24 protein-coding genes are annotated in these 25,096 nt (G+C 30.2%); 5 read left to right on the top strand and 19 right to left on the bottom strand.

Annotated features, from left to right (window positions below; all coding sequences use genetic code 11):
• Positions 1-219: 219 nt before the first annotated feature.
• Both ACTG46_RS17790 and ACTG46_RS17795 read right to left on the bottom strand, forming a co-directional pair.
• Entirely contained in the window at positions 220-1,158 is a 939-nt protein-coding gene (locus tag ACTG46_RS17790; protein ID WP_054271748.1) for a phosphoglycerate dehydrogenase, read from the bottom strand.
• A gap of 100 nt (positions 1,159-1,258) precedes the next feature.
• Entirely contained in the window at positions 1,259-1,681 is a 423-nt protein-coding gene (locus tag ACTG46_RS17795; protein WP_479923330.1) for a DUF3783 domain-containing protein, read from the bottom strand.
• Positions 1,682-1,874: 193 nt separating this feature from the next.
• Here ACTG46_RS17795 and ACTG46_RS17800 point away from each other — a divergent pair, with 193 nt between their 5' ends.
• The gene (locus ACTG46_RS17800) at positions 1,875-3,155 is read left to right on the top strand and encodes a conjugated bile salt MFS transporter (protein ID WP_054271750.1); all 1,281 of its coding nucleotides are present in this window, start codon (positions 1,875-1,877) and stop codon (positions 3,153-3,155) included.
• A 76-nt stretch (positions 3,156-3,231) separates the two neighbouring features.
• Here ACTG46_RS17800 and ACTG46_RS17805 read toward each other — a convergent pair whose 3' ends face one another.
• The 8 genes from ACTG46_RS17805 to cprR form a co-directional block, all read right to left on the bottom strand.
• On the bottom strand, positions 3,232-3,747 hold the full coding sequence (locus ACTG46_RS17805) for a 4Fe-4S dicluster domain-containing protein (RefSeq protein WP_054271751.1): 516 nt from the start codon (positions 3,745-3,747) through the stop codon (positions 3,232-3,234).
• Positions 3,747-5,123, bottom strand: a complete 1,377-nt coding sequence (locus ACTG46_RS17810; protein WP_479923331.1) for a [FeFe] hydrogenase, group A — start codon at positions 5,121-5,123, stop codon at positions 3,747-3,749. The genes ACTG46_RS17805 and ACTG46_RS17810 overlap by 1 nt, the downstream gene beginning before the upstream one ends.
• A 24-nt stretch (positions 5,124-5,147) precedes the next feature.
• Entirely contained in the window at positions 5,148-5,699 is a 552-nt protein-coding gene (locus ACTG46_RS17815; protein WP_054271753.1) for a 4Fe-4S dicluster domain-containing protein, read from the bottom strand.
• Positions 5,700-5,739: 40 nt separating this feature from the next.
• Entirely contained in the window at positions 5,740-5,952 is a 213-nt protein-coding gene (locus ACTG46_RS17820; RefSeq protein WP_167640292.1) for a hypothetical protein, read from the bottom strand.
• On the bottom strand, positions 5,921-6,754 hold the full coding sequence (gene fdhD, locus ACTG46_RS17825) for a formate dehydrogenase accessory sulfurtransferase FdhD (RefSeq protein WP_479923332.1): 834 nt from the start codon (positions 6,752-6,754) through the stop codon (positions 5,921-5,923). The genes ACTG46_RS17820 and fdhD overlap by 32 nt, the downstream gene beginning before the upstream one ends.
• Before the next feature lie 48 nt (positions 6,755-6,802).
• Positions 6,803-8,947 carry a formate dehydrogenase subunit alpha gene (gene fdhF / locus ACTG46_RS17830; RefSeq protein ID WP_079740432.1) on the bottom strand — a complete coding sequence of 715 codons (2,145 nt, stop codon included), beginning with the start codon at positions 8,945-8,947 and terminating at the stop codon, positions 6,803-6,805.
• A 244-nt stretch (positions 8,948-9,191) separates the two neighbouring features.
• Entirely contained in the window at positions 9,192-10,250 is a 1,059-nt protein-coding gene (locus tag ACTG46_RS17835) for a lysylphosphatidylglycerol synthase transmembrane domain-containing protein (RefSeq protein WP_167640300.1), read from the bottom strand.
• Positions 10,251-10,461: 211 nt separating this feature from the next.
• Positions 10,462-11,121 (bottom strand): two-component system response regulator CprR, encoded by a 660-nt coding sequence (gene cprR / locus ACTG46_RS17840; RefSeq protein WP_479923333.1) that lies wholly within the window; start codon positions 11,119-11,121, stop codon positions 10,462-10,464.
• A 311-nt stretch (positions 11,122-11,432) separates the two neighbouring features.
• Between cprR and ACTG46_RS17845 the strand changes: the two genes are divergently transcribed.
• Entirely contained in the window at positions 11,433-12,062 is a 630-nt protein-coding gene (locus ACTG46_RS17845) for a DUF3786 domain-containing protein (protein ID WP_479923334.1), read from the top strand.
• 226 nt (positions 12,063-12,288) lie between these two features.
• Here ACTG46_RS17845 and ACTG46_RS17850 read toward each other — a convergent pair whose 3' ends face one another.
• The 3 genes from ACTG46_RS17850 to ACTG46_RS17860 form a co-directional block, all read right to left on the bottom strand.
• Positions 12,289-12,864, bottom strand: a complete 576-nt coding sequence (locus ACTG46_RS17850; RefSeq protein ID WP_054271761.1) for a DUF1062 domain-containing protein — start codon at positions 12,862-12,864, stop codon at positions 12,289-12,291.
• Between the two features lie 298 nt (positions 12,865-13,162).
• Complete coding sequence (locus ACTG46_RS17855) at positions 13,163-13,438, bottom strand: CD3324 family protein (RefSeq protein ID WP_054277675.1); 276 nt, start codon at positions 13,436-13,438, stop codon at positions 13,163-13,165.
• A gap of 277 nt (positions 13,439-13,715) precedes the next feature.
• Entirely contained in the window at positions 13,716-14,477 is a 762-nt protein-coding gene (locus ACTG46_RS17860; RefSeq protein ID WP_479923335.1) for an epoxyqueuosine reductase, read from the bottom strand.
• 195 nt (positions 14,478-14,672) lie between these two features.
• Here ACTG46_RS17860 and ACTG46_RS17865 point away from each other — a divergent pair, with 195 nt between their 5' ends.
• Positions 14,673-16,301: an IS1182 family transposase gene (locus tag ACTG46_RS17865; protein WP_167641160.1), complete on the top strand. Its 1,629-nt coding sequence runs from the start codon at positions 14,673-14,675 to the stop codon at positions 16,299-16,301.
• Between the two features lie 195 nt (positions 16,302-16,496).
• Here the strand turns inward: ACTG46_RS17865 and ACTG46_RS17870 are convergent, their stop codons facing one another.
• Together ACTG46_RS17870 and ACTG46_RS17875 are read right to left on the bottom strand one after the other, a co-directional pair.
• Positions 16,497-18,368: an exosporium glycoprotein BclB-related protein gene (locus tag ACTG46_RS17870; RefSeq protein ID WP_479924078.1), complete on the bottom strand. Its 1,872-nt coding sequence runs from the start codon at positions 18,366-18,368 to the stop codon at positions 16,497-16,499.
• Between the two features lie 541 nt (positions 18,369-18,909).
• Complete coding sequence (locus ACTG46_RS17875) at positions 18,910-19,983, bottom strand: glycosyltransferase (protein WP_479923336.1); 1,074 nt, start codon at positions 19,981-19,983, stop codon at positions 18,910-18,912.
• 279 nt (positions 19,984-20,262) lie between these two features.
• Here ACTG46_RS17875 and ACTG46_RS17880 point away from each other — a divergent pair, with 279 nt between their 5' ends.
• Complete coding sequence (locus tag ACTG46_RS17880) at positions 20,263-20,754, top strand: DUF2284 domain-containing protein (RefSeq protein WP_167640306.1); 492 nt, start codon at positions 20,263-20,265, stop codon at positions 20,752-20,754.
• A gap of 119 nt (positions 20,755-20,873) precedes the next feature.
• On the opposite strand, the gene clpP is transcribed toward ACTG46_RS17880, so the two are convergent.
• The 3 genes from clpP to pdxR form a co-directional block, all read right to left on the bottom strand.
• A complete protein-coding gene (gene clpP, locus ACTG46_RS17885; RefSeq protein ID WP_054271767.1) occupies positions 20,874-21,458 on the bottom strand; it encodes an ATP-dependent Clp endopeptidase proteolytic subunit ClpP in 585 nt (194 codons plus the stop codon).
• Positions 21,455-21,937, bottom strand: a complete 483-nt coding sequence (locus ACTG46_RS17890) for a helix-turn-helix transcriptional regulator (protein ID WP_054271768.1) — start codon at positions 21,935-21,937, stop codon at positions 21,455-21,457. Before ACTG46_RS17890 ends, clpP begins: the two co-directional genes overlap by 4 nt.
• Before the next feature lie 209 nt (positions 21,938-22,146).
• The gene (gene pdxR / locus ACTG46_RS17895; RefSeq protein WP_479923337.1) at positions 22,147-23,562 is read right to left on the bottom strand and encodes a MocR-like pyridoxine biosynthesis transcription factor PdxR; all 1,416 of its coding nucleotides are present in this window, start codon (positions 23,560-23,562) and stop codon (positions 22,147-22,149) included.
• 114 nt (positions 23,563-23,676) lie between these two features.
• On the opposite strand from pdxR, the gene ACTG46_RS17900 reads away from it, so the two are divergent.
• Positions 23,677-24,345, top strand: coding sequence for a phenylalanine--tRNA ligase beta subunit-related protein (locus tag ACTG46_RS17900; protein ID WP_167641096.1), 669 nt, complete (start codon positions 23,677-23,679; stop codon positions 24,343-24,345).
• Positions 24,346-24,526: 181 nt separating this feature from the next.
• Here ACTG46_RS17900 and ACTG46_RS17905 read toward each other — a convergent pair whose 3' ends face one another.
• Positions 24,527-25,045 (bottom strand): nitroreductase family protein, encoded by a 519-nt coding sequence (locus ACTG46_RS17905; protein ID WP_167641095.1) that lies wholly within the window; start codon positions 25,043-25,045, stop codon positions 24,527-24,529.
• Positions 25,046-25,096: the final 51 nt, after the last annotated feature.

Genomic DNA, 25,096 nt, shown 5'->3' on the forward strand with positions numbered 1-25,096 from the left:
AAAATTTATCAAATTAAAACGTCATGAGGAGATACTTACATCAATATTAGGTATATACAAGGATTAAATGTTCCAAAGTCTTTACTAAATTTAGAAGGTGTAGTTAAGTTTAAGATATTAATAAAATATAAAAATTCAAAAAGGGTTTAGACTTAAAATTTAATTAGAAAAAATCAAATTTAAGACAACCCCTTTTATTTTTATTAAATTTTTTTATGTTTAATAACCTCTTGATATATCTACAACATTATCTATAGGTTTATTCTCCATTATATAGTGTTTCAAATTATTATAAACCATATTAAATGTTCTTTCCTTATTCTTATCAGATACCCAAGAATTATGAGGAGTTACTATTACATTTTCGCACTCCCATAACTTATTCTCTTGGCTTAAAGGTTCACTTTCAAATACATCTAATGCTACTCCTCTAAATTTTTCTACGCATTCTTCTAAATCTTTCTGATTAACTGTATTTCCTCTACCAACATTAATAAATACAGAACCCTCTTTCATAAGTTTAAACATGTCTTTGTTTACTATTCCATCTGTACTTTTTGTAGAAGGCATTGCTACTACAACTATGTCACATTCTTCAAATACAACATTCATATCATCAGTAGCAAAACATTTATCAAAGTATTTTTTACTACTTCCATCAGTATTTACTCCCCATATTTCTAAGCCAAAAGCCTTCAATCTTTTAGCTGCTTCTGATGATATAGTACCTGTTCCGAGAAATCCAACTCTTTGCCCATATAATTCTGATACAGAAAAATCCATCTTCCATTCTTTGTTTTGTTGCTGTTTAAAAAACTTTGCACTATTTTTATAGATTTCTAAAATATACATAACTATGCTTTCACCAATAGGTATACTATATCCACCTCTATTATTTGCTATTTTAATATCTCTCTTTAATACTTCTTCTTTTGGAAGTTGGTCTATACCTACACTAGTTGTCTGTATATACTTTAAATCTTTCATTTTAGAAATATCTAGTCTGCTAAATGGATTATATGTAACTAGTACATCTGCAGTATTTACATCTTCATTATTTTCAATACTATCTTCAGAGTAGTGTATAACATCATATCCTAATTCACTTATTTTCTCGAACTTCTCTTTTCCATAATTTATTGTAAATAAAACTTTCATCTTAATCTCCTCCATCTACTCACATTAAAACTTTTATATCCTACAGTACAATATGATACTTAATGTATATTAGTTAAACTCACTAGAAGATGTCTCAAATTTATTTATGCTCAATTGTTTTTCCTAAGACCATTGCATTACGTTCTTGAACTAAATTTTCTATTAAATTATTTAATGTCCAATCAATAGATGTTTCAGTCACCATAGCTATAAAAGGTCTATTTATTCTCACTTTTTTTAATCCTTCTAAAAATGCATTCACTTGTGTACTTGGTGTGTTATTAAATATCACAGACTTACTCTTAATTCCATTTTCACATTTATTTGATGTATTTCCATCCAAAATATCTCTAATTATGTCAGCCCCATTTTTATCACTTAAGATAATGTGGTCTCTTATTCCAGCAAAATTACTAACATTTTTAATTAGTGATAATTCTTTTTTATTAAAATTTACAAACATGATACACTTTCTATTGTGTATTTTATCTAGATTATTATTATTTATTTTTTCAAATGACATTTCATCCATCCTTTCATTTATCTATCTATATATGTTAATTTACCCCATCCGTTTAAAATAATCAAATTTTAATAGAGAATTTTTATATTAATACCCAAAATTACATTTAAATAGCTACACTATCCAAAACTAATCTGTAAAACTGGAATAATTAGATTAATATTTACAAATCCTAATCTAAAGGAGAGATACAATGAATACACTAAATAATAAATTTAGCATTAAAAACTTTTCAAACGCTTGGGTTATAGTACTTGGTTGTATGTTGATACAAGCTATTCCATTTAATCTCGTAGCTACTATACAACCTCAGTTTATAAGTTATGTTGTTGAAGGGGAAGGCTTTAGTTTGGCATCTTTTTCTCTAATATTCACCATTGGTACGATTGCTTCAGCAATTGTATCACCTTTTATTGGTAAATTGTTTTCTAAAGTCAATCTTAAGACACTCTATTTATTAGGATGTATAATTTCTAGTATTGCTTTTGCTACTTTTTCTATATGTACTAAGCTATGGCAATTTTATACTTTATCATGTATTGTGCAAGTTGGTGCTACAATTATATCTGCTATAGGTATACCTGTTTTAATAAGTGCTTGGTTTGATGAAGAAAGTAAAGGAAAGGCTCTAGGATTTGCTTTTGCTGGTGGTTCTATTGGTAGTATATTTCTACAACCACTTGTAGTTCGTTTATTAGCATCTCAAGGATATAGTCGCTCTTATCTAATATTTGGGATTGCAGCATTGATAATTGGTATACCTATAATATTATTCATACTTAGAATGCCTAAGGATGCCAGTGAAATAGTAAGGTCTAAAGGAAAAAAAGAGAACTCATCTGATGCAATTTCTTCTTCAGTATGGGGTTATACGTTGAAAGAAGCTAAAAAAATTAAATATTTTTGGATTATGGCAATTGGATTTATATTTGTAGGTATATATGTTTCATCATTATCTGTACAATATCCAACTTACCTTAGAAATTATCTAAATCCAATTTTAGTAGGAACAGTAGGCTCCGTTTTTGCTTTATTCGCTCTCATTGGTAATATATTTGGAGGATTACTGTTTGATAAATTTGGTCAAGTAAAGCCACTTATTGTAGCTTTCATATTAGTCCTTGTAGCTACTTTATCACTACTACTTGTAGATAAATCTTCTACTTTTGCATTTGTGTTTGCTACCTTAAAAGGGCTTTCTGTATTTGCTTATATGATTGGACCCGCTTATTTAACAGGTACTTTCTTTGGCCAAAAAGAGTTTGGTAGTATATATGGAATCGTACAATTAATTTTTGCAGTAGGCTTTGCATTAGGTTCGACATTATTTGGATTACTAGTTGATAACTTTGGTTATAGATTTTCTTGGTACATCATAATTTTATCAGTTATAATTGCTTATACTTTACTTATTATAACTTCTATAGGAATGAAAAAAATGAATAGAGAAAGGCTCGATAAACTAATGCAATAATTGATTTTTTAATATATAAACAATAATTAAAAAGATGGAACTCTTAATAATAAGGAGAGCTCCATCTTTTTATATATTACAATATAGCTAACTTTCTTTTGTTTTTAACTTTGCTATCTATATCCTCATCCTTAACTATAGTAAATGCTTTAGTTGGACAGACATTTACACATGCAGGTCCTTCTGGAGATTCTATACAAAAATCACATTTATTTGCTGTCATTCTTTCTCTAAAACAAAGCTTTCCTTCGTCTATGTCTTTTAATGTAACTATATCTATTGCACCTATAGGACACGCTAACATACAAGTCTTACATCCTATACAATTTTCTTCATTTATTTTTATTGTGTTACCTATCCTAACTATACCACCATTTGGACATGCCTTTGCACAAGGGGCATCTTCACAATGTCTACATTGTATTGGGGCACTTACTTCCTTTGTCTTTATAACAGAAAGTTTTGGATTAAAATTTATCTCATCTGGGTTTTTGTAAAAAATATCCTCATCTGAATGTGCAACTACACATCCTATCATACAAGTTCTACATCCTATACACTTATCAGGGTCCGCTATAACAAAATAGTTCATTACTTAGCCACTTCCTTTCCTATACAATATGTAGTGTGTAATAAATGATGAGATTTTTCTCCTAATGGTTCTACTAGATATTCATCATACAATTTTTTAATCTCAGGGTTCTCATGAGATTTTCTAACTGCCAAATGTTCATCATGCACATATGTTGCCTTTGTTCTGTTTTCATAGGCTAATTCTTTATATTCTTCTAGTAAAATTTTTGGTTGACCTCCGCCACTTACACATCCAACAGGACAAGTCATAACTTCAATAAAATCTACATCTAATTTTCCTTTTTCTAAATCTTCAAGTACTGGTATTACATTTTTTAGTCCACTCACTACTCCAACTCTTAGGTCTAAATCTCCTATCTTAATAGTTGACTTTCTAAAACCATTCTCTCCTCTTACTTGTTTTACTTCTACATTAGGAATACTTTCTCCAGTTATAAGCTCATAACCAGTTCTTATAGCCGCTTCCATAACTCCACCAGTAACACCAAATATAGTTCCAGCTCCACTATAGCTACCTAAAGGACTATCAAACTTTTCTTCTTTTAAGTTTTTGAAATCAATTCCCATATCTTTTATTAGATAAGCTAATTCTCTTGTAGTTAACACTACATCTACATCTCTATATCCACTAGAATCCATTTCTTCTCTATCACATTCATATTTTTTACATGTACATGGCATTATAGAAACACTAAATATTTTTGATGCATCTATATTATTTATTTCTGCACCATAAGTTTTAAATATTGCACCACCCATCTGTTGAGGTGATTTACAAGAAGATAAATGATTAGTTAATTTAGGATAATTTTTTTCCATAAACTTTACCCATGCTGGACAACAAGATGTAAACATTGGAAGAGTTCCACCTTCTGTCACCCTTTTAATCAACTCGCTACCTTCTTCCATAATAGTCAAATCTGCTGCAAAGTTAGTATCATATACTCTATCAAAATTTAAAGCTCTAAGTGCTGCTGCCATTTTGCCAGCACCTAGGTATCCTAGATAATATCCAAAATCTTCACCTAAAGCTACTCTAACTGCAGGTGCACATTGAACCATAGTAAATACATTTGGGTCATTTAAAGCCTTTTTAACCTTATCTACATCACATACATTATATGCCGCAAATATAGGTTCATTTATAGATTCTGGTATATCTCTTTCTTGTTTTTTACTTTGCAAAAATTCGAATCCTTCATCTATAACTGAGGCATATGATTTACAAGTTTGAACACATTGACCACACATAACACATCTATCTAAATTTATTTCTTGTGGTTTCCCCTCTTCACCTTCAATAGCATTTACTGGACAGACTTTGGAACATTCTCTACATCCAGTACATAAATCTTTATCTATATTTATTATCATAAACGTCACCTACCCCTGTATCCTTTATTTATTTGTTAACAATAAGCTAAGTGCAGCCTGTCTATTCTTAGCCTTTTTGTCATCTATTGGAGTAACAAGTTTTAAAGCTTCCTGAGGACATGCACTTACACAAGCTATCTTTTCATTGTCTTTACATAAGTCACATTTATAAGCTATTTTTTTATTTTCTTCTAAAATTACTTGTTCTACTTCTTTACCATCTTCATATTGTGGAAGTAAATCTATAGCTCCAAAAGGACATGCTAGCAGACAAGTTTTACATCCTATACATTTTTCTTCATTTACAGACATAATGTTATTTTCTTTGATTATAGCTTTTTGTGGACATGAGTTTAGACAAGGAGCATCTTCACAGTGTCTACATTGTATCGGCATACAGAAAGTATCACCTTTTACCAAATAAAGTCTAGGTATAACAGGTATATCAACCGTTCCAACTGTATAACCTACATTGTTATGTTGATTATGCATTGTAAAACAAGCTACTTCACAAGCTCTACAACCTGTACATTTGTTTGGGTCTGCTATTACAAAAGAGCCTATTTTATTTTTCATATTATCCCACCTTTCAATTTGTATATTTCTAAATCCCTAGTTATTTTTCATTATATATATTTATATATTTTAATATTTTCTCAGTACTTATATTTCGCTTACATTTTTTACACAAATTGTATGTGTTTTCATATACTTTATCAGTGTCATCAATTAATGCTCCACAGATTTCACACTTTGAATATTTTTGTTCTTCTTTTTTAGCACACATATACTCAGTCTCACTTTTTGATAACTCTCTGTGGGTTTGCATAAATATTCATTCGTCTTCCTCTCACAAACCCAATAAGAGTTATATTTAATTTTTTAGAAAGCTCTATTGATAAATTAGTTGGTGCTGATTTTGATACTACAATAGGAATTTGGGTCATAGCCGCTTTCAATATCATCTCTAATGATATTCTTCCACTTACTGCTATAATTTTATCTTTCAAGGATATCTCATTTAAGACACAAAATCCAATTGCCTTGTCCATTGCATTATGTCTAGCCACATCTTCACAGGTTACTATATTTTCATTGTAATTAAATATGGACACACTATGCACCCCACCCGTGTTTTTAAATAAGTATGACGAATTTAAATTTCTATCCATTATGCTATAAACTGTATCATAATTTATTTTTATATCACTCTCTACAGGAGTACATTTTATATAGTCTAGTGAATTCAAAAATATAATTTGCTCATCTTCGCTTTCCTGTTTATTTTGAATATTTACTTTTGCAAAACGTTCCTTCTCATTTATCTCCAAGCTTAATAAACTTCTTTTGTTTTCTATATATCCCTTTGTTTTCAAAAAACCAACTACAAGTTCTTCTAAATTATATGGCGTACATAAAAATGTATTTACATATTTATCATTCAAAATAAAACTAAGCGGATATTCTGCAATTATTTCTTCATTGTCTGTTGATAGTTCATATTCATTTACTTTGTTTATTTCTACATTAAAAGAATTTAAATATTCATAATCCACTAGACTATAACTGTTTTCAAAAACTTCATCCTTGCTATTTTCTTGTAATTTAGTTTTTGAGTATATATTATTCATAAAATATTAGCCTTTCCGCTTTTTATAAATCTTTATTAAAATTAACTACTAAATATTTGTAGCAGTCATTTTATCTTTAAGATTTTGATACTCTTCTTTCACACATTTTTCTGCTAATTCTTGGTCTTCAAGTTTCTCCAGTTTAACAGCACAATATTTATATTCTGGTGTTTTAGATATAGGGTCTAAGTTTGCTATTGTAAGTTCATTACAAGCTCCAACCCACCACTGATAAGTCATATATGTTGCACCTTCCTTAACTCTATCAGTAACTGTTGCTCTTGTTATTACACTTCCTCTTCTTGAACTGATTCTAACTAGTTCATCATCTTCAATCCCTAGTTTCTCGGCATCATTACAATTTATTTGAACACGACCTGGTTCATCTTCTAATGAACTAAGCGTTCTACAGTTACCAGTCATAGTTCTTACTGAATAATGCCCAACTTCTCTTACAGTACATAAACTAAATGGATACTCATCATCTTCAACTTCCATAGGAGGTCTCCACTCAGCAGCAAATAAATTACCTTTTCCATTAGGAGTAGAAAACTTCTGACCTTCATATAAATACATAGTTCCTTTATCTTCTACACTTTCACTCTTACAAGGCCACTGAACACTCCCTTGAGCTTCTATTTTTTCATAAGTGGCACCTAAGAAACTTGGACATAATTGTCTAAGTTCATCCCATATTTCTTTAGTGTTTTTATAGTTCATAGGGTATCCCATTGCTGTAGAAATTTCGCTTATAATTTGCCAATCTGGTTTTACATCTCCTTGTGGCTCTATAGCCTTTCTCATCAACTGGAATCCTCTATCTGCACATGTATATACTCCTTCATGTTCTCCCCAAGAAGTAGCTGGAAGTATAACATCAGCATGAAGCGCTGTCTTATTCATAAATATATCTTGAACAACTACAAACTCCAACTCATCTAGTGCTTCTCTAACTTCTGATGCATCTGGGTCACTTTGTACTGGGTCTTCTCCAAATATATAATAAGCCTTAAGCTTTTTCTCTTTTAGTACTAAATTTGGAACTTGAGTTAAACTATAACCATTATTAGGAGATAACTTTACTCCCCAAGCGTTTTCAAACTTTTCTCTTATCTTATCATCAGTTACATTTTGATACCCTGGATATACATTAGGAAGAGCTCCCATATCGCAAGCCCCTTGAACATTATTTTGTCCACGTACAGGTCCTATTCCAACGCTTTCTCTACCAAAGTTACCTGTAAGTAAAGCAATTGATGCAAGTCCTTTAACTACATCAACAGCTTGTCCAAATTGACAGACACCCATTCCATAAAGTATCATAGCTTTCTTACCTTTTGCATATTCCCTCATAGCTTTTCTTATAAGCTCTTCTGGAATTCCTGTAATCTTTTCAGCATATTTAGCTGTATATGGTTTAACAATTTCTTTATATTCATCAAAACCTTGTGTATGATTTTGAACAAAATCTTTATTATAAAGACCTTCTTCTATCAATACATTTCCAAAAGCATTTACTAAAACCATGTTTGTTCCACCTTTTATAGGTAGATGTATATCCGCAATTCTTGCAGATTCAGTTAGTCTAGGGTCAGTAACAATTAGTTTAGCTCCATTTTTTTTAGCTTTTACTATTCTATTTGCTACTATTGGATGTGAATCTGCTCCATTATATCCAAATATAAATAAGACATCTGCATTTTCTATCTCTGGTATAGAATTTGACATTGCACCACTACCTAATGAGTAAGCCAGACCGGCTACAGATGGTGCATGTCAGACACGAGCGCAATGGTCAACATTATTAGTTCCTACTGCAGCTCTCATAAATTTTTGCATTATATAGTTTGCTTCATTACCAGGTCCTCTTGCAGAACCTGTTCCCATAATAGAATCAGGGCCATATTTTTCTTTAATTTCATTTAATCTTGAAGCTGTGTAACTTATAGCTTCATCCCATTCAACCTCTTCTAATACACCTTGTTTTCTTATCATTGGCTTTTTTAGCCTAGGTGTTAAAATTTTAGGGTCATTTAGAAAATCCCATCCATAACGACCTTTTAAGCACAAACTTTCTTGATTTGTTCTACCATTAGCTGGCTCAGCTCTTAATATCTTATTGTCTTTTACCACTAGATATAGTTGGCATCCAGCTCCACAGTATGGACAAACTGTTAAAATTTTTTTCTCCATACATTTCCCCCCTTAGATTTATCCCCTGATAAGTAAAATTTACCTTAAAGATAATGAAATGTTTTTATAATATGCAAAATTACAAATATTTTGCAATACTATCTATTAAATTCAACAATTTTCTCACAATTCCTTTTATATTTTTAAAAAAAATATGTCATAATAATCTTTATATTTCAACTATCTAATTAAAATATTCTAGCTCTTATGACATATTTTTTAATATACGCTTATTTAAATCTATTTAATTTTCACTTAAAACTACATTTCTTCCAATCCTATTTTTCATTCTGTAGTGAGTGATTACAGTAAATATTCCACTTCCAATAAGAATCAAGTAGTACATAAACCCACCATATAAAAATACTGCATATCCCATCAAAGATTGAGGGAATACTGATTTGAATATAGTGAAAAATGCCAATTCATTAGCTCCTACATTCCCAGGTGTTGGTATTGGTGATATCGCCATATATAAAAATGCTTGTAGTGTTAATATATAGACGTAACTGTAACCTTGTAAATTAAATGCTTTGTATATCCAAAATGAAACACTAAAGTAAGCACTTAATTGAATAAAAGTTACTATTATAGTTGAAATTAATACTTTTTTATTCTTGGCAAAAAAACTTATCGCTTTACTATAATCATCTATAAAACTTTCTATAGAGTCAATCTTATTATCTAAAAATTTCAAAAATTTAATCTTTGATATATGTTTGATAGAAGCTCTCATAAAATATTTTATTTTTTCAGGATTTAAAATAACTAATATTATCATAATTAGGACAAATGAGTTAATAGCTATCCCTAAAAAAACTAAAGGCATAATCATTTTCATCTGTTTTTCTAACATAGAAAAATTCATTAGCACAAGTATTGTACAATAAAAAGTAACTACTATTTGAAAAATAATAGACTTATTGGTAATAACTGCACTTGCCTTACTAAGTGGCATTTTACATTTTTTAAGTACATATATCTGCACTGGTTGACTTCCTGAAGCAAAAGGAGTTATTAAATTATAATAGAATCCCATAATGGCCAACTTAAAACCAATAAATCTAATATTAACTTTGTGAGTACTTTCTATAATTATCTTCATTACTACTCCTTCAAGCATTATATGAGACATTATTGCCAAAGCACCTATGAATAAAAATTTCTTATCTACCATAACTATAACATTTGATAACATTTTAATGTCTAATGTTTTAAACACTAGATAAATCGTTATACCTATTAGTAAAAATAAAAATGTATACTGTAGTAAACTCTTTCTAATATTCTTTAGTTTATCCATTAGAGATAACCATCCTTTTCTCAAGATTTAATACCAAATACCTTATTATTAGTATACACTACGAATATTAATATTTTATAACAAAATACCTTACAATTTTGTCATTCACAAAAAATATTAATCTATAAATTAAATTTTAATATATAGATTAATATTTTACAAACATTTTGTAGATATATATAATATTTTCACTAAATTACACTTCTATTTATTACACCCATTTATATCCTATACCCCATACAGTTTCTATAGTATAGACATCACATTGTTTTAATTTGCTTCGTATATTTTTTATATGTTCTGTAATAGCACTTATATCACTTTCTCCATCAAAGCCATATACTGACTCATATATTCTTTCTTTTGAAAATACTTGCCCTTTATTTTTAGCTAAAAATTCACATATTAAATACTCACTCTTAGTAAAATTAATTTTTTTGCCATCAATTGAGACTTCTTTACCTAAAAAGTTAAATTGAACATTTGATATAGTTAATAAATTTTTTTTCTCTCTATTTTCTCTTCTTAGATGAGCAGTTATTCTAGCCCTTAACTCTCCTACACCAAATGGTTTTGTTATATAATCATCTGCTCCTATACCAAGACCATACATAATATCACTTTCCATATTTTTAGCTGTCAAAAACAGTATTGGACAATCAACCTTATTCCTTATAGCTTTACATACTTCAAAACCATCAATCTTAGGCATCATTACATCTAATATTATTAGATTAAAAGAGTTAAAATTTATATCCATAGCATTCTCTACATCACTAATTACCTTCACTTCATGACCATCTCTTTTTAATACATTTTCAATCAGCTTTAACATATCTAGCTCATCATCTATTACTAATATCTTAGACATACAACTCCTCCATTTATATGTTTAATAACATTTTAATCCGTACTTTTAATAAATCTCTTTGCAAATTTACATCTACTATTATACTCCCATATTATAGCTTACAATAACTACTTAATATTTTACAAATAAAATATTTTAGATACAAAAACTTTACATTTCAAGTACTTTGTATTTATTTTATATGTATTTACTTAAATAGCAAAATTTATTTAATAACTTATTATTGTAATATTTTAAATATGTAATAAAATCAATAATAAGAGAATTTCTTCTAAACACATCTTTAATTATTTAAATTGGAGGAAAAAATTATGGATGAAAAGTTAACAAAAAGTAATTATAATGTTCCATTTAACTATGCTCGAGAAAAATTTAAAGAATTAGACCCTCATACAATTAGCAATTTAAGTAATATATCTTTCAACAGTGATTTAAACAGATTCACACTAAATTTTTTTGGTAAACGATATATCATAGATTATCAAAGTGGAGAAGTTTGGAATGATAATGGTAGTATCTGTAAAAACTTTGAACTTAAAATTTTGATAATTAGATACTTAATTAATGCTAAGGGTATTCCTAGAACTAATAAATATGTAACTTTTAAAGAAATACCTGGTGGCAATGTTTATTATCCAAACTTTTTAAACAGAACTCTAGCTAGGCTTTCAGAAGTTTTTACATCTCAAATAGAAAAATATAAGTTGGTTATGGAAAATATGGGAGCTGAGAAAGTAGACATGGGTGATTTAGCCTACAAGTTTACATATATAGGTAATACTTCTATGATATTTATACTTTGGTTTGGAGATGATGAGTTTCCTCCAAATTCAAATATATTATTTGATTCTAATATAATCTATTATTTTAATGCAGAAGATTTGGCAGTTGTTCCTGATACAGCTATAGATGCTATCCTGAATAAAATAAAGCAAACATAAATATCAATAATATCATAATAAAATTTTTTATAGATTTATGCTGAATATAATATGAAATGGAGTCAAAAAAACAACTCAAATACATTGGCTATAGCACACTACTATGAGATATTAAAAAATTTAGAGAGATAATAGTTATATAAAAAATAGTGGCTATTCATTTTTAATAGCCACTATTTTTTAAACTGATTTAGTTATAGAAAATATATTAAGTTAGTTATTATAGCTAATTTGAAGACTTCTGCTTCTCCTCACCTATCTCTAACATAATTTCATAATTTAATTTACTTTTCTTTAAATCAACTCCAGATATACTTTTAATAATCCCACAGTCTAACATTTCATCAAATTTCTTTCTGGATAGACCTAGTTTTTCACGTAATAATGTTGATACCTTTAGTTGAGACGGATACTTACTTACAACTCTAATTTGTGTAAATTCATTAATATTAATCTCTTGACCTACTATTTTATATTCTGGAATACCAACTTCTGCTCCATTTCTATGTAAAAGTTCTACATTCATAGCATATTGCTTAACAAGATTATTATCATTTGTATGGAATTGTTCTAGTATTTCTGGATTCAAGCTTTTTGGATTAACACGAGAATATATAGTTGAGTTCCATGTTGAATCACAATTTGAACACTTATATATTAACCATATATCTAAATATTTATGTTGAGCATTAACTCTAAATAAATCTGAACAAATATATTCAGTCTTTTTTCCACATTTTTTACAATACCTAATTACAGGTAGCTGGGAAGTATATTCTACTTCCCAAATTATTTCTTGCATAAACAAAATTTCCTTTCTATTAATATTACTAATCTAATAGAAAGTTATGAAAAGGTGGAATATAATCAAGTATTTTTCTCAAAACAAGACCTCCTAATTTTAATAAATTTTAATTTCGCTTATACAAAAGACTATTACTTCTTATTAAGTACTTTACAACTAACTTTGTTACCTAATTGTATAAGTTATTGAAATTAATTAAATTATAACATCCACCTAAAAGAAACTATACCTCAAACACTTTTACCAAAAGAAAATGAGTCAGTATAATTATAAAATTACACTGACTCACTCTTAACTATCTTTTCTTTTTCTCTTGTAATACAATTCTTTGAATGCTTTTCAAAGATAGATAATATTTTTCTGATAAATATTTCAAATCATATCCAACTTGATAATCTTCGTAAATTTGCATATTTCTAATTGATAACTCCTCACGAGTAGATGTATTACTTCCCCATTCTTTTTTATTATTATATTTTCTAGGAATATATATATATTCTCCATCTACATATTCTTGTATCAATTTGAGTAATTCCTCTGGTAATATATGTATTGCTTTTTTATAGCTCATTTTTGCTCTCCTATTAAATATTAATTTTTTATTAGGAATAGCAAAGGGCTATTTATATATTAAATTTTATATTTGCAATAGCCCTTGCTATGCAAAAATAAAGATTAAATCAAACATAAATTCTCACCCCTCCTTACATGTCACAACGATACATACAAGTCTATCAATAGCATAAATGGTTGTCAATCATTACAAATTCTTTATTTATATTTTATATTTTTTCTATCTTTACGACTCATTACACATACAATCAGAATCTTTAATCGATATTAAATCTTTATCTTGATGGACTTATTACTGAACAAGGAACTCCAACTATACATTTTCCACAAATATCACATCCACCTATATAAGAATACTTAGCTTCATTTAACATGCACATCTCATAACACTGATTTCTATCAAACCCATCTTCTTTTAAGGCTCCTTTTACACATTTACTTACACACTTTTTGCAACTGTTATTTTGTTTATATAAACAGTATTCTTGTTCTGGTCTTTTAGTTGGTTCTAACTCTAAACTTGTGATTATACTTCCTATCCTTCCACAACACCCTTTTTCTGTAATAAGCATATTATTTAATCCAAAGGTTCCCAGACCTGCTATGAATGCGATATGTCTTTGTGACCAATCGCTAACTAATTTGTTGTTATCAAAATTATATGACCCAGGAATAACATATGAACTAAATCCTATCTTTTCTAGCTCTTCACATAAAAAATTATTCAAATCTGAAATTAATCTATTAGTTTCTATATATGCTTTTGCCCAAATTTCTGAACATTCAAATCCCCCAATGTTACTATCATTTACACTTTCATCAAAAGGTATAAAATATGTAATTATAGTTTTACCATCTTTCAGAAAGTCTTTTGGCATTGCATGAGAAGTTCCTACAACACTTTTTAATTTCTGAAACATATCATCTTCAGCAGATGCATAAGCAAATAAAAGTTCTTGCCATTTTGTAGTTATATTATTTGATTTACAATAATCTTTTACAAAGTTATTCATTAATCTTTCGATTTTATTTTTCATAATATCCCCCCTAGACAATTTTATCTTCCAAGTTTAATGTTATTATTTTATATTATATAATAGTACTTTCCATTATGCTTATCAATTAATATTAAGAAAGGGGCTGTCGCACTATAAAATAGTGCTACGCCCTTTTTTGTATAAAAAAATAAATCCCAAGTTCAAAAGAGCTTGGGATTCCTGTATAATAATTGTATGCTAAAACAAAATACTATACAAACTGATTATACTACTTATGGTGATAATTATCAATTTAAGTTACCACTAAATATTGATTACATGATTCCAAAAGATGATTCTGTAAGGTTATTAAGTCAAATTATTGAGGAGATGAATTTAGAAAAATTATATAAGACTTATTCTCGAGTTAGAGTAAATAAAGTAACCCCTAGACAACTTTTGAAAATTATAATATATGCAAACATGAACTGTATTTATTCTTCAAGAGAAATAGAGAAAGCATGCAAAAGAGATATTAACTTTATGTATCTTCTAGGCGGAGCCTCACCTCCAGACCATTCAACAATTGCAAGATTCCGTAGTATTCATTTTTCACCAATAAGCAAAACTTTGATTGCACAGTTTACAAACTTTCTTGGAGATAGTAAGGAGATTTCAATGGACACTCTATTTATTGATGGCACAAAAATAGAGTCATCTGCAAATAGATATACTTTTGTTTGGAAAAAAGCTATAAATAAAAATATAGCTAAAATGATGAGTAATATATCTGACTTCATATTAAAATGTGAAACTGATTTTGGTATTAAAGTAATTTATAAAGATAAAATAAAAATCTACCATTTGAAGAAACTTTTAAAGAAACTAAAAAAAATATCAAAAGAATTAAATATAACATTTGTTCATGGAAAAGGAAAGAAAAAATCTATGGTTCAAAAATCTATAGAGCAATTAAATAATTATATTGATAGATTGAAAAAGTATACTAAAGACCTTCATATAATGGGTGAACGGAATAGTTATTCTAAAACAGATAATGACGCAACTTTCATGAGAATGAAAGAAGACCATATGAAAAATGGACAATTGAAACCAGCATATAATATACAATTTGGTGTAGATTCAGAATATATAGTTTGGGTAAGTTCAGGACATCAACCTACTGATACGACAACATTAATACCGTTTTTAAAATCGATTGAGGACTATGCAAAATTCAAATATCCTAAAATAGTTGCTGATTCTGGGTATGAAAGTGAGGAAAACTATACATTTTTAGAGTGTAATAATCAATTATCTTTCATAAAACCTGCAAATTATGAAATTAGTAAAACTAGAAAATATAAAAATAATATTGGACATATTGATAACATGGATTATGATGAAAAAAATGATTATTATATTTGTAAAAACAATAAAAAACTACTTGCTAATAAAATAATAAATAGAAAGTCAAAAACAGGTTATAAAAGCGAAATAACTTGTTACACTTGTGAAGAATGTCATGATTGTCAATATAAAAGTAGTTGCATTAAGAGAAGTAATAGTAAGATTTCTCTTGAAAATAGGACTAAAAACTTACAAGTATCTAAGTTGTTTCATGAAAAAAGGAAAGAAAACTTAAATAGAATTATGAGCCCGGAGGGGTGTGAACTTAGAGTGAATAGAAGTATACAAGCAGAAGGAGCTTTCGCTCAAGTAAAACAAAATATGAAATTTAGAAGATTTTTAAGCCGAGGTAAAGAAAATGTTCTATCAGAGTGTATTATTGTAGCGATAGCTCATAACATTTCTAGGCTACACAATAAAATAGTAAAAAATAAATGTGGAATATATCTTCATACTTTAAAAAAAGCATTCTAAATTTATTATTTATAATCAAATATTATCTGAAAAAATGGTATTTTTATACCTTATATTTGTCATGCATAATTTTACTTAGAAAATAAACTATATATAAAATAATTAAAAATATACCTATTAAGATAAGTAAAAAGAGCTCTCACAGAACAAATTTAATTTGCCCATGCGACAGCCCCCTTTTTTTAATTGTCTAATCTAATTTATTGAAATTCCTGCACTTGCATATCCTGCTACAGTATTAACTAATGAAAGACCTGAAGCTGTTGCAGTAAATACTAGTAAGAATCGTGTTTCTGCTGTTACTGCTATATTTAATCCAGTTGTAATTCCACTAGAAATTGAACCAATTGATAATATACCTGTAAGAGGAGGAGCCAGTGTAACTGTTGCTCCTGGCACAGCTGTAAATGAGTTATTTGGTGCAGTTGATTGGTAAAGTGTTGCTGTAATTGTAATTGTTGAACCAACAATTGAAAGTGCTGCTGTTGTACTAAAGAAAGCTGAAATAGATGTTATTGTTCCAGCTCTTGGCATTGAGAATGCAAAGTTAGTCAATGTACCTGCTGCATTTGTAAGGTCTATTACTCCACCAACTATACTTAAACCTGGAGCTGAACTACCAAAACCAACAAATCCTGGTGTACCTACTAATCCGCCAGCTATAGTTGTAAGTGATAGTGGTATACCTGATGCAAAAGGTATTATTGCACTAGCTCCTGTTGGACCTGTTGAACCCGTTGGACCTGTTGCTCCAGTCGCTCCAGTCGCTCCTGTTGCCCCTGTCGCTCCTGTTGGACCTACTAATCCATCTGCTCCTGTTGCCCCTGTCGCTCCTGTTGGGCCTGTTGCTCCATCTGCTCCTGTATTTCCTGTTGCTCCTGTTGGACCTGTTGCTCCTGTTGCTCCATTTGCTCCTGTTGCCCCTGTTGCTCCTGTTGGACCTACTAATCCATCTGCTCCTGTGTTTCCTGTTGCTCCTGTTGGACCTGTTGCTCCATCTGCTCCTGTGTTTCCTGTTGCTCCTGTTGCTCCTGTTGGGCCTGCTACTCCATCTGCTCCTGTATTTCCTGTTGCTCCTGTTGGACCTACTAATCCATCTGCTCCTGTTGGACCTGTCGCTCCTGTTGCCCCTGTTGCTCCTGTTATTCCTACGCCTGTTGCTCCTGTTGGGCCTGTTGGACCTGTTATCCCTATTCCTGTTGCTCCTGTTGCTCCTGTTGGACCTACTAATCCATCTGCTCCTGTATTTCCTGTTGCTCCTGTTGGGCCTGTTGGACCTGTTGCTCCATCTGCTCCTGTATTTCCTGTTGCTCCTGTTGGACCAATTAGGCCTGCTGCTCCTGTTGCTCCTGTTGGGCCTGTTGGACCTGTTGCTCCTGTATCTCCTGTTGCCCCTGTTGGACCAATTAGACCTGTTGCTCCTGTTACTCCTACTCCTGTTGGGCCTGTTGGACCTGTTGGACCTGTTATTCCTATTCCTGTTGCTCCTGTCGCTCCTGTTACTCCAGTTGCTCCATCTGCTCCTGTTGCCCCTGTCGCTCCTGTTGGGCCTGTTACTCCATCTGCTCCTGTTGCCCCTGTTGCTCCTGTTGGACCTGTTATTCCTATTCCTGTTGCTCCTGTCGCTCCTGTTGGACCTGTTACTCCAGGTGCTCCTGTTGCCCCTGTTGGACCAATTAGACCTGTTGCTCCTGTTACTCCTATTCCTGTTGCCCCTGTTGGACCTGTTGGACCTGTTATTCCAAATCCTGTTACTCCTGTTGCTCCTGTTGGACCTGTTACTCCATCTGCTCCTGTATCTCCTGTTGCTCCTGTTGGACCTGTTATCCCTGTTGCTCCAGGTGTTCCTGTTGCTCCTGTTGGACCTGTTGGACCTGCTAATCCGTTTGCTCCTGTTGGACCTGTTGGACCTGTTGGACCTGTTGCTCCAGGTGTTCCTGTTGCTCCTGTTGCTCCAGCTGCACCTGTACCTCCAGCTGCTCCATTTGCTCCTGTTGCTCCTGTTGGACCTGTTGGACCTGTTATTCCAAATCCTGTCGCTCCTGTTGCTCCTGTTGGACCTGTTATTCCATTTGCTCCTGTTACTCCTGTTGGACCTGTTGGGCCTGTTGCTCCATCTGCTCCTGTATTTCCTGTTGCTCCTGTTACTCCTGTTGGACCTGTTACTCCAAATCCTGTTGCTCCTGTTGCTCCTGTTGGACCTGGTGACCCTGTTGCTCCTGTTGGACCTCTTAATCCTGTTGCTCCTGTATTTCCTGTTGCTCCTGTATTTCCTGTTGGACCTGTTGGGCCTGTTGGGCCTGTTGCTCCTACTCCTGGGCCTCTTGGACCTGTCGGACCTGTTGGACCTGTTGCTCCAGTTCTACCCCTTGGACCCATCGGACCGGTTGGCCCTACACATGATGGTGGACATCCATGGTGACAATCACAGCTATTAAAATTATCATGACCACCATTGCAATCATCATAGCTATTATTGTCGCAATCATTGTCATCAAATGGGCCAAAATATTTATTTCTACTCATTATTAAAAGCACCTCCTAATATATTTGAGCTTTTAAGCTCTTTATATAATATGTCAAAATTAGTATTATTGTGACTTATCAATTATTTTTTAAGTTTACTAAAATAGGTTTCATTATGCAAAATAGCGCTATCATTAGGTTTGATTTCTTTTGCTTTTTCATGATAATAAATAGCTTTATCTGCTTCTCCTAATCTGTCATAACAAACACTCAATTGTATATATGGTATATATCCATAACAATCATTTGATTTAAATCCTCCATTAATGTCATCTTTATCTCTTGTTAATGCTACCTTATACCAAAAAGCAGACTCTTTATATTTTTGTCTATCAAACATATGCTTTCCTACATCACAGCAAACTTCTGCTCTTGGCTCATCAAATTCAAAACTTCTAAATAAAGAATATAAGGCATTTTTTTCATCATTAATTAAGTAATAACATGTGGCTAAATCTCTGCAAGCACTGATACAATCCTCAATCCAACCTCTAGTTGAGTCTAAAAACTTAGTAAAACCTGCTATTGCTTCCTCATACCTCGCATTATAATAAAGTTCTCTTGAGTAATAAAATTGATGTCTTGGCTCTAATACTTTACCTTCTGAAATCATTTTTTCAAATATTCTAAGATTTCTTAGAGGGTCCTGTCTGTGTAGTTTTTTATGAGATATTGCAATGTCAGAATAAAATAGTTTTCCAACAAGAGGTATTACTTCGTGAATAGGGTCAACCCATCTGTAATTAGAACTTCTCTTAAATAATCGTTCTCTATAATATGATAAAGTTGGTTTGCCATTTTCATCAAAAGAAACATTGTATTTTGCCATTACAATATCAATAGAAGTATCTAAGCTTTCCTTAATTTTTAATAAATTTTTTCTATCATCTTCTAAAATTATGTCATCTGCATCAAGCCACATTATATAGTCTTTAGAAGCTTTAGAAAATGAAAAATTTCTTGCAGCAGAGAAATCATCTATCCATTCAAAATCGAATACTTTGTCTGTATATTTTGAGACTATTTCTTTTGTGGAATCTGTAGAACCAGTATCTACAACTATAATTTCATCTACAATATCTTTTACACACTCTAAACATCTTCCTATAACTTCTTCTTCATTCTTAACAATCATGCACAAACTTATTGTAATCATAATGTACAACTCCTTTGTCTTCTATATATTACAGACATAAGTAATATATGGTATTTATCATCAATTTGTTATTGAAATTTCATAAACTTTTAACGACAAAAAAATAGTATATAACTTTATTTATCCAGTATATCTATAGTTCATTTTTATTTAATTCAGAATTCTAATACTTTGATTTGTTTGATATATATTTTTGAGCTATCATAAATATAAGAAATCGTTAAATTTATTTATTCATTTATAATAAAAAATCAAACTAATTTTTATGGGAGGCAAATTATGAAAAAATACTTTGAGGTATTAAAATCTAATGGAGCTGATATCGCTATTTCAATAGACCCTAAAACTATTCTTACAGCAGCATGGACGATTTACAAGTGTCAATTTGGTTGTAACACATTTGGTCATAGCCATTGTTGTCCACCTAATGTTCCAACCTATCAGCAAACACAAGCAATAATAGATTGTTATGACAAGGCTATTCTATTTAGATGTCATGAAATGAGTATTGTTACTCCTTTAGCTGTCAAACTTGCAAGAGAAATGTTTTTAGATGGATATTATAAAGTAATTGCTTTTGGAAGTGGACCTTGTACAATGTGTGCTAAGTGTAACCCTACTACTTGTAATTTTCCTAACAAAACAGCTCCATCAATGGAAGCTTGTGGCATTGATGTATTTGCTACAGTAAGGTCAAATGGGCTAGAAATAAATACATTAAGAGAAAAAGGAGAAATTCAAAACCATTTTGGTCTATTGTTGGTTGATTAAAAAATATGGTTATAATTCCAAGAAATTTTTCTTTTTGAAATAAAAAATAACCAAGTTTATCTAAACATGGTTATTTTTCATTATCTATATATTGTAGATTGGATTCTGAAATAAATTTTCTACTCTTCTTTATTCATTATATAATCAATTAGCCCATATTCTTTAGCCTCTAGTGCAGTCATAAAATTATCTCTGTCTGTATCTATTCTAATATCTTCTATTGATTTTCCTGTATTTTTAGAAAGAATTCCATCCAATTTTTCTTTTGTTTTCAACATATGATCTACTGCTATTTTTACATCAGTTGCTTGACCTTTAGCTCCACCCATTGGCTGATGAATCATAATCTCTGCATTGGGTAAAGCACATCTTTTTCCATTTGTCCCTCCTGCAAGTAAAAAAGCACTCATACTTGCAGCCATACCAATACAAATAGTTGATACATCACATTTTACATAATGCATCGTATCATATATAGCGAATCCTGCTGTAACAGAGCCTCCAGGACTATTTATATATATAATTATATCTGAATCTGGGTCCTCTGATTCTAAAAACAGTAATTGAGCTACTACTAGACTTGCAATATCATCATTAATTTCTTCTCCTATAAATATAATTCTATCTTTTAATAATCTCGAATATATATCATAAGACCTTTCCCCTTGACCAGTTTGTTCAATTACATGTGGTACTAAACTCATGCTACTTTCACCTCACAATTAATGTTAAAGTTAAGATAAGAATTGATTTCATCTCTTCTTTGTTTATAGTTAATACTTGTATAAGACATACATTTTGCATTTTGGATTTGATGATTTAGATTTAAAACAAATCTCTGTTGTATAGGATAAAACTCATCTTTATTTCTATATACTTGTGGAGACTCTTTGTATAAGTTTCTAAATGCCAGTGTAAATGATTGATGTGTAGAATATCCTACTGTAATAGCTATGTCTATAATATATTTATCTGTAAATATAAGTTGTCTAGCTGCTTCAGTAAGTCTCCTTCTTTGTATGTATTGATGAATAGTACATCCTACAATATTTGTAAACATTCTGTGTAAATGATATTTTGAATAATTAGCAATATCAGCTATTTTATCTAAATTTAGATTTTCTGTAAGATTTTCTTCTATATAATCAATGATTTCCATAATCACATCTGTATTTGTTTTCAACTCCATCATCTCCTTTTAAGTATTATAACCTATGCAAAAACTTTTTTCTTAATATAAATTGCTATCTTAACTTAGTTAATAGTAACAAAATATCCACAATATAATATTAAACATTCCAATATAAAAATAATAATGATACATTAATATAATAACTATTATTAAAATGTCAACTCGATTGAATCTATTATATAAGTTGCTATAGATTCTATCTATATATCTTGGTTCATATGTATTATTCTACTGAGTATTTTTATACCTTTTTCAATTTCATCGAGACTAAGATGAGCATAACCTAGTATAATTTCATGGTCATATTCTAATATATCCTTAATTGCATACTGTTGTATAGGATAAACTTTTATATTTGCTTCAAAAACTTTATTAATTAAGCTTTCTGTAAACTTAATATTATAAAAATGCACAACTATGTGAAGACCTGCTGCCTCACCTTTTATTTTAAATTCATTTTTAAACTCAGTGTTTAATACTTCAATGAGGTGTTTACGTTTTCTATTATATAGTTTCTTCATTCTAAATATATACTTTTCTAAGCTTCCATCTCTAATAAACTCAGCTAGTACATACTGAACTATAGTTTCTGTATGAACATCAGAGTACATTTTTAAAGCTTTATAATCCTCTAAAAGATTGTCTGGTAGTAACATAAATCCAACACGAATAGCTGGAGATAATATTTTACTAAAAGAACCTATATAAATTACTTTTCTTGGATTAAGTTCATAAAGGGAACTAATTGGTGGCCCCTCATATCTAAATTCACTGTCATAGTCATCTTCAATTATATAGTAACTATTCTCTGTCGCACATCTAATAAGTTCTAGTCTTCTTTGAATAGGTAAAATACCTCCTAAGGGATATTGATGAGAAGGTGTAGTATAAACAAAAGAAACATCTTTTACTGATTTTATTAAATCAGTATTAATACCCTTATCATCCACTTTAATTCCAACAACTGAATATCCAGCAGACAAAATAACCTTTAATAATCCTTTATGGATAGGGTCTTCTACAACTACTTTTTTATTGTTCTTATATAAAAGTTGTGAAATTAGAGATAATCCCTGTGTTGAGCCAGAAACAATCATAACATTTTTTGGATTACATCTAATCCCTCTAGTTCGAAATAAGTACTCAGATATTTCTACCCTCAAGCACCATACACCAGCCACACTTCCATATCTAAAATCTGAATCTGATAAATCATATAGTATTTGTTTATATAGCTTTGAAAATTCTTTACGTGGAAATAGTTTTAATTCTGGAATACCAGAACGAAAATCTATGCAATTCTTTTGTTTATTGATGTGCAAATTATCTACACTTTCAAAAGTATAATTTAGTTTAAAGTCAACTTTATATTCTAATATTCCTTTAGATACGAATGTACCATATCCATTTTTTGTATCCAAATATCCTTCTGCCATTAATTGATTATATGCATCCAAAACCGTATTACGAGAAACAGATAATTCCTTTGACAACGTTCTAGATGATGGCAATTTTTGTTCAAACTTTAAGGTTCCGTCCAAAATCATATCCTTTATCTTACAATAAATTTGTCTTGATAATGATATATTGCTATTTCTATTAATCGTAATCCACACTTTAATACCTCCAAAAGTGGTTCTATAAAATTGACATAAAAGTGGAACTACAAAATCCACTTTTATCTTGCTAAGATTATATCATAAAATAAAAAATAAAAAGGAGTCTATATTATGCTAGAAATATCAAATAAAGTAAAAGAAATGTATCCTAATATTAAATTTGGAGTTATGGTTATAAATATTACATATTCAAATCCTAATAAAGAAAATTTTCTATTTCTTAAAAACTCTGTAACTGAAACTATCCTTAAGCAAAGACCAGAGTACAATCGTCAAGAAAAAATTAAAACAGAACCCATTTCAAATTACATAAAATATTATAAAAGATTCAAGAAAACTTACCCTGTATTACTTCAATTGGAATCTCTTTTGTTAAAATCAAAAGGTATCCCAGATGTAGGCATAACAGTTGAATCAATGTTTTTAGCAGAATTAAAAAACCTTCTTCTAACAGCAGGACATAACCTTGATAAGATAGAATTACCTTTGAAAATAGATGTAGCAAATGGTGGTGAACATTTTTATGGTATAACCGGAAAAGAACAGGTTTTAACAAAACATGATTTATTTTTATCTGATAATATCGGTATATTATCCAGCATTCTTAATGGACCAGATAATCGAACATCTATAACAAAAGATACTAAAAATATTTTGTATTTTGTATATGGAGTTGATGGAATATCAGAAAAACAAATTCAAGAGCATCTAAGTGATATAAAAGACTATGTCTCAAGTGCTTTTTCAGATTTAAAAGTTAATTCAATAGATATATTTTAGTTAATTCATAAATCCCTCATGTTTAATAAATATTTTAAACAAATAAATTAGTGAAGTATATCTTTTATTGAAACTAGATATACTTCACCAAAATTAATTTCATGCAGATATTACTTATTTTAAACTTTCTTTATAGTAAATACTTTATGACACTTATCATGTATGTAACTTGCTTTTCTGACTAAATATTTTCATAAGAAACTATTTCACTTAAAGGGACACGAGTTTTTTCATGTCTATCTGGGCTTTCTGGTGTCTTAGATTCATATCCTATCAATAATATATTTACTGGTTCTAAATTATCTGGCATGCTAAACTCTTCTCTAATTACATCTGGATTAAAATAGCACACCCAAACACTTCCTAATCCAAGTTCAGTTGCCTGTAACATCATGTGGTCAGTGACTATGCTTGTATCAATATCTGTAAGTTGTTTCCCATCAAAAGGTCTTGTCCAAACTTTTTCCTTATCTCCACACACGATAATAGCTAATGGTGCATCATATATATTAGCAGCCTTCGAAAGTTTATTTAGCCCTTCCTTTTCTTGAATAACAATTAATCTTTGAGGTTGACGATTACCACCAGTTGGAGCTATTCTCGCAATATCTAAAATTTTCTCAAGTTTTTCTTTTTCGACCTTTCTATTTTGATAATTACGACAAGAATATCTTTTTTTTGCAAGTTCGACAAAATTCATTTAATTACCTCCCATCATTTTATTAGGTCAAGTTGATGATTCATTTAACCT

Source organism: Clostridioides sp. LIBA-7678 (assembly GCF_056716065.1).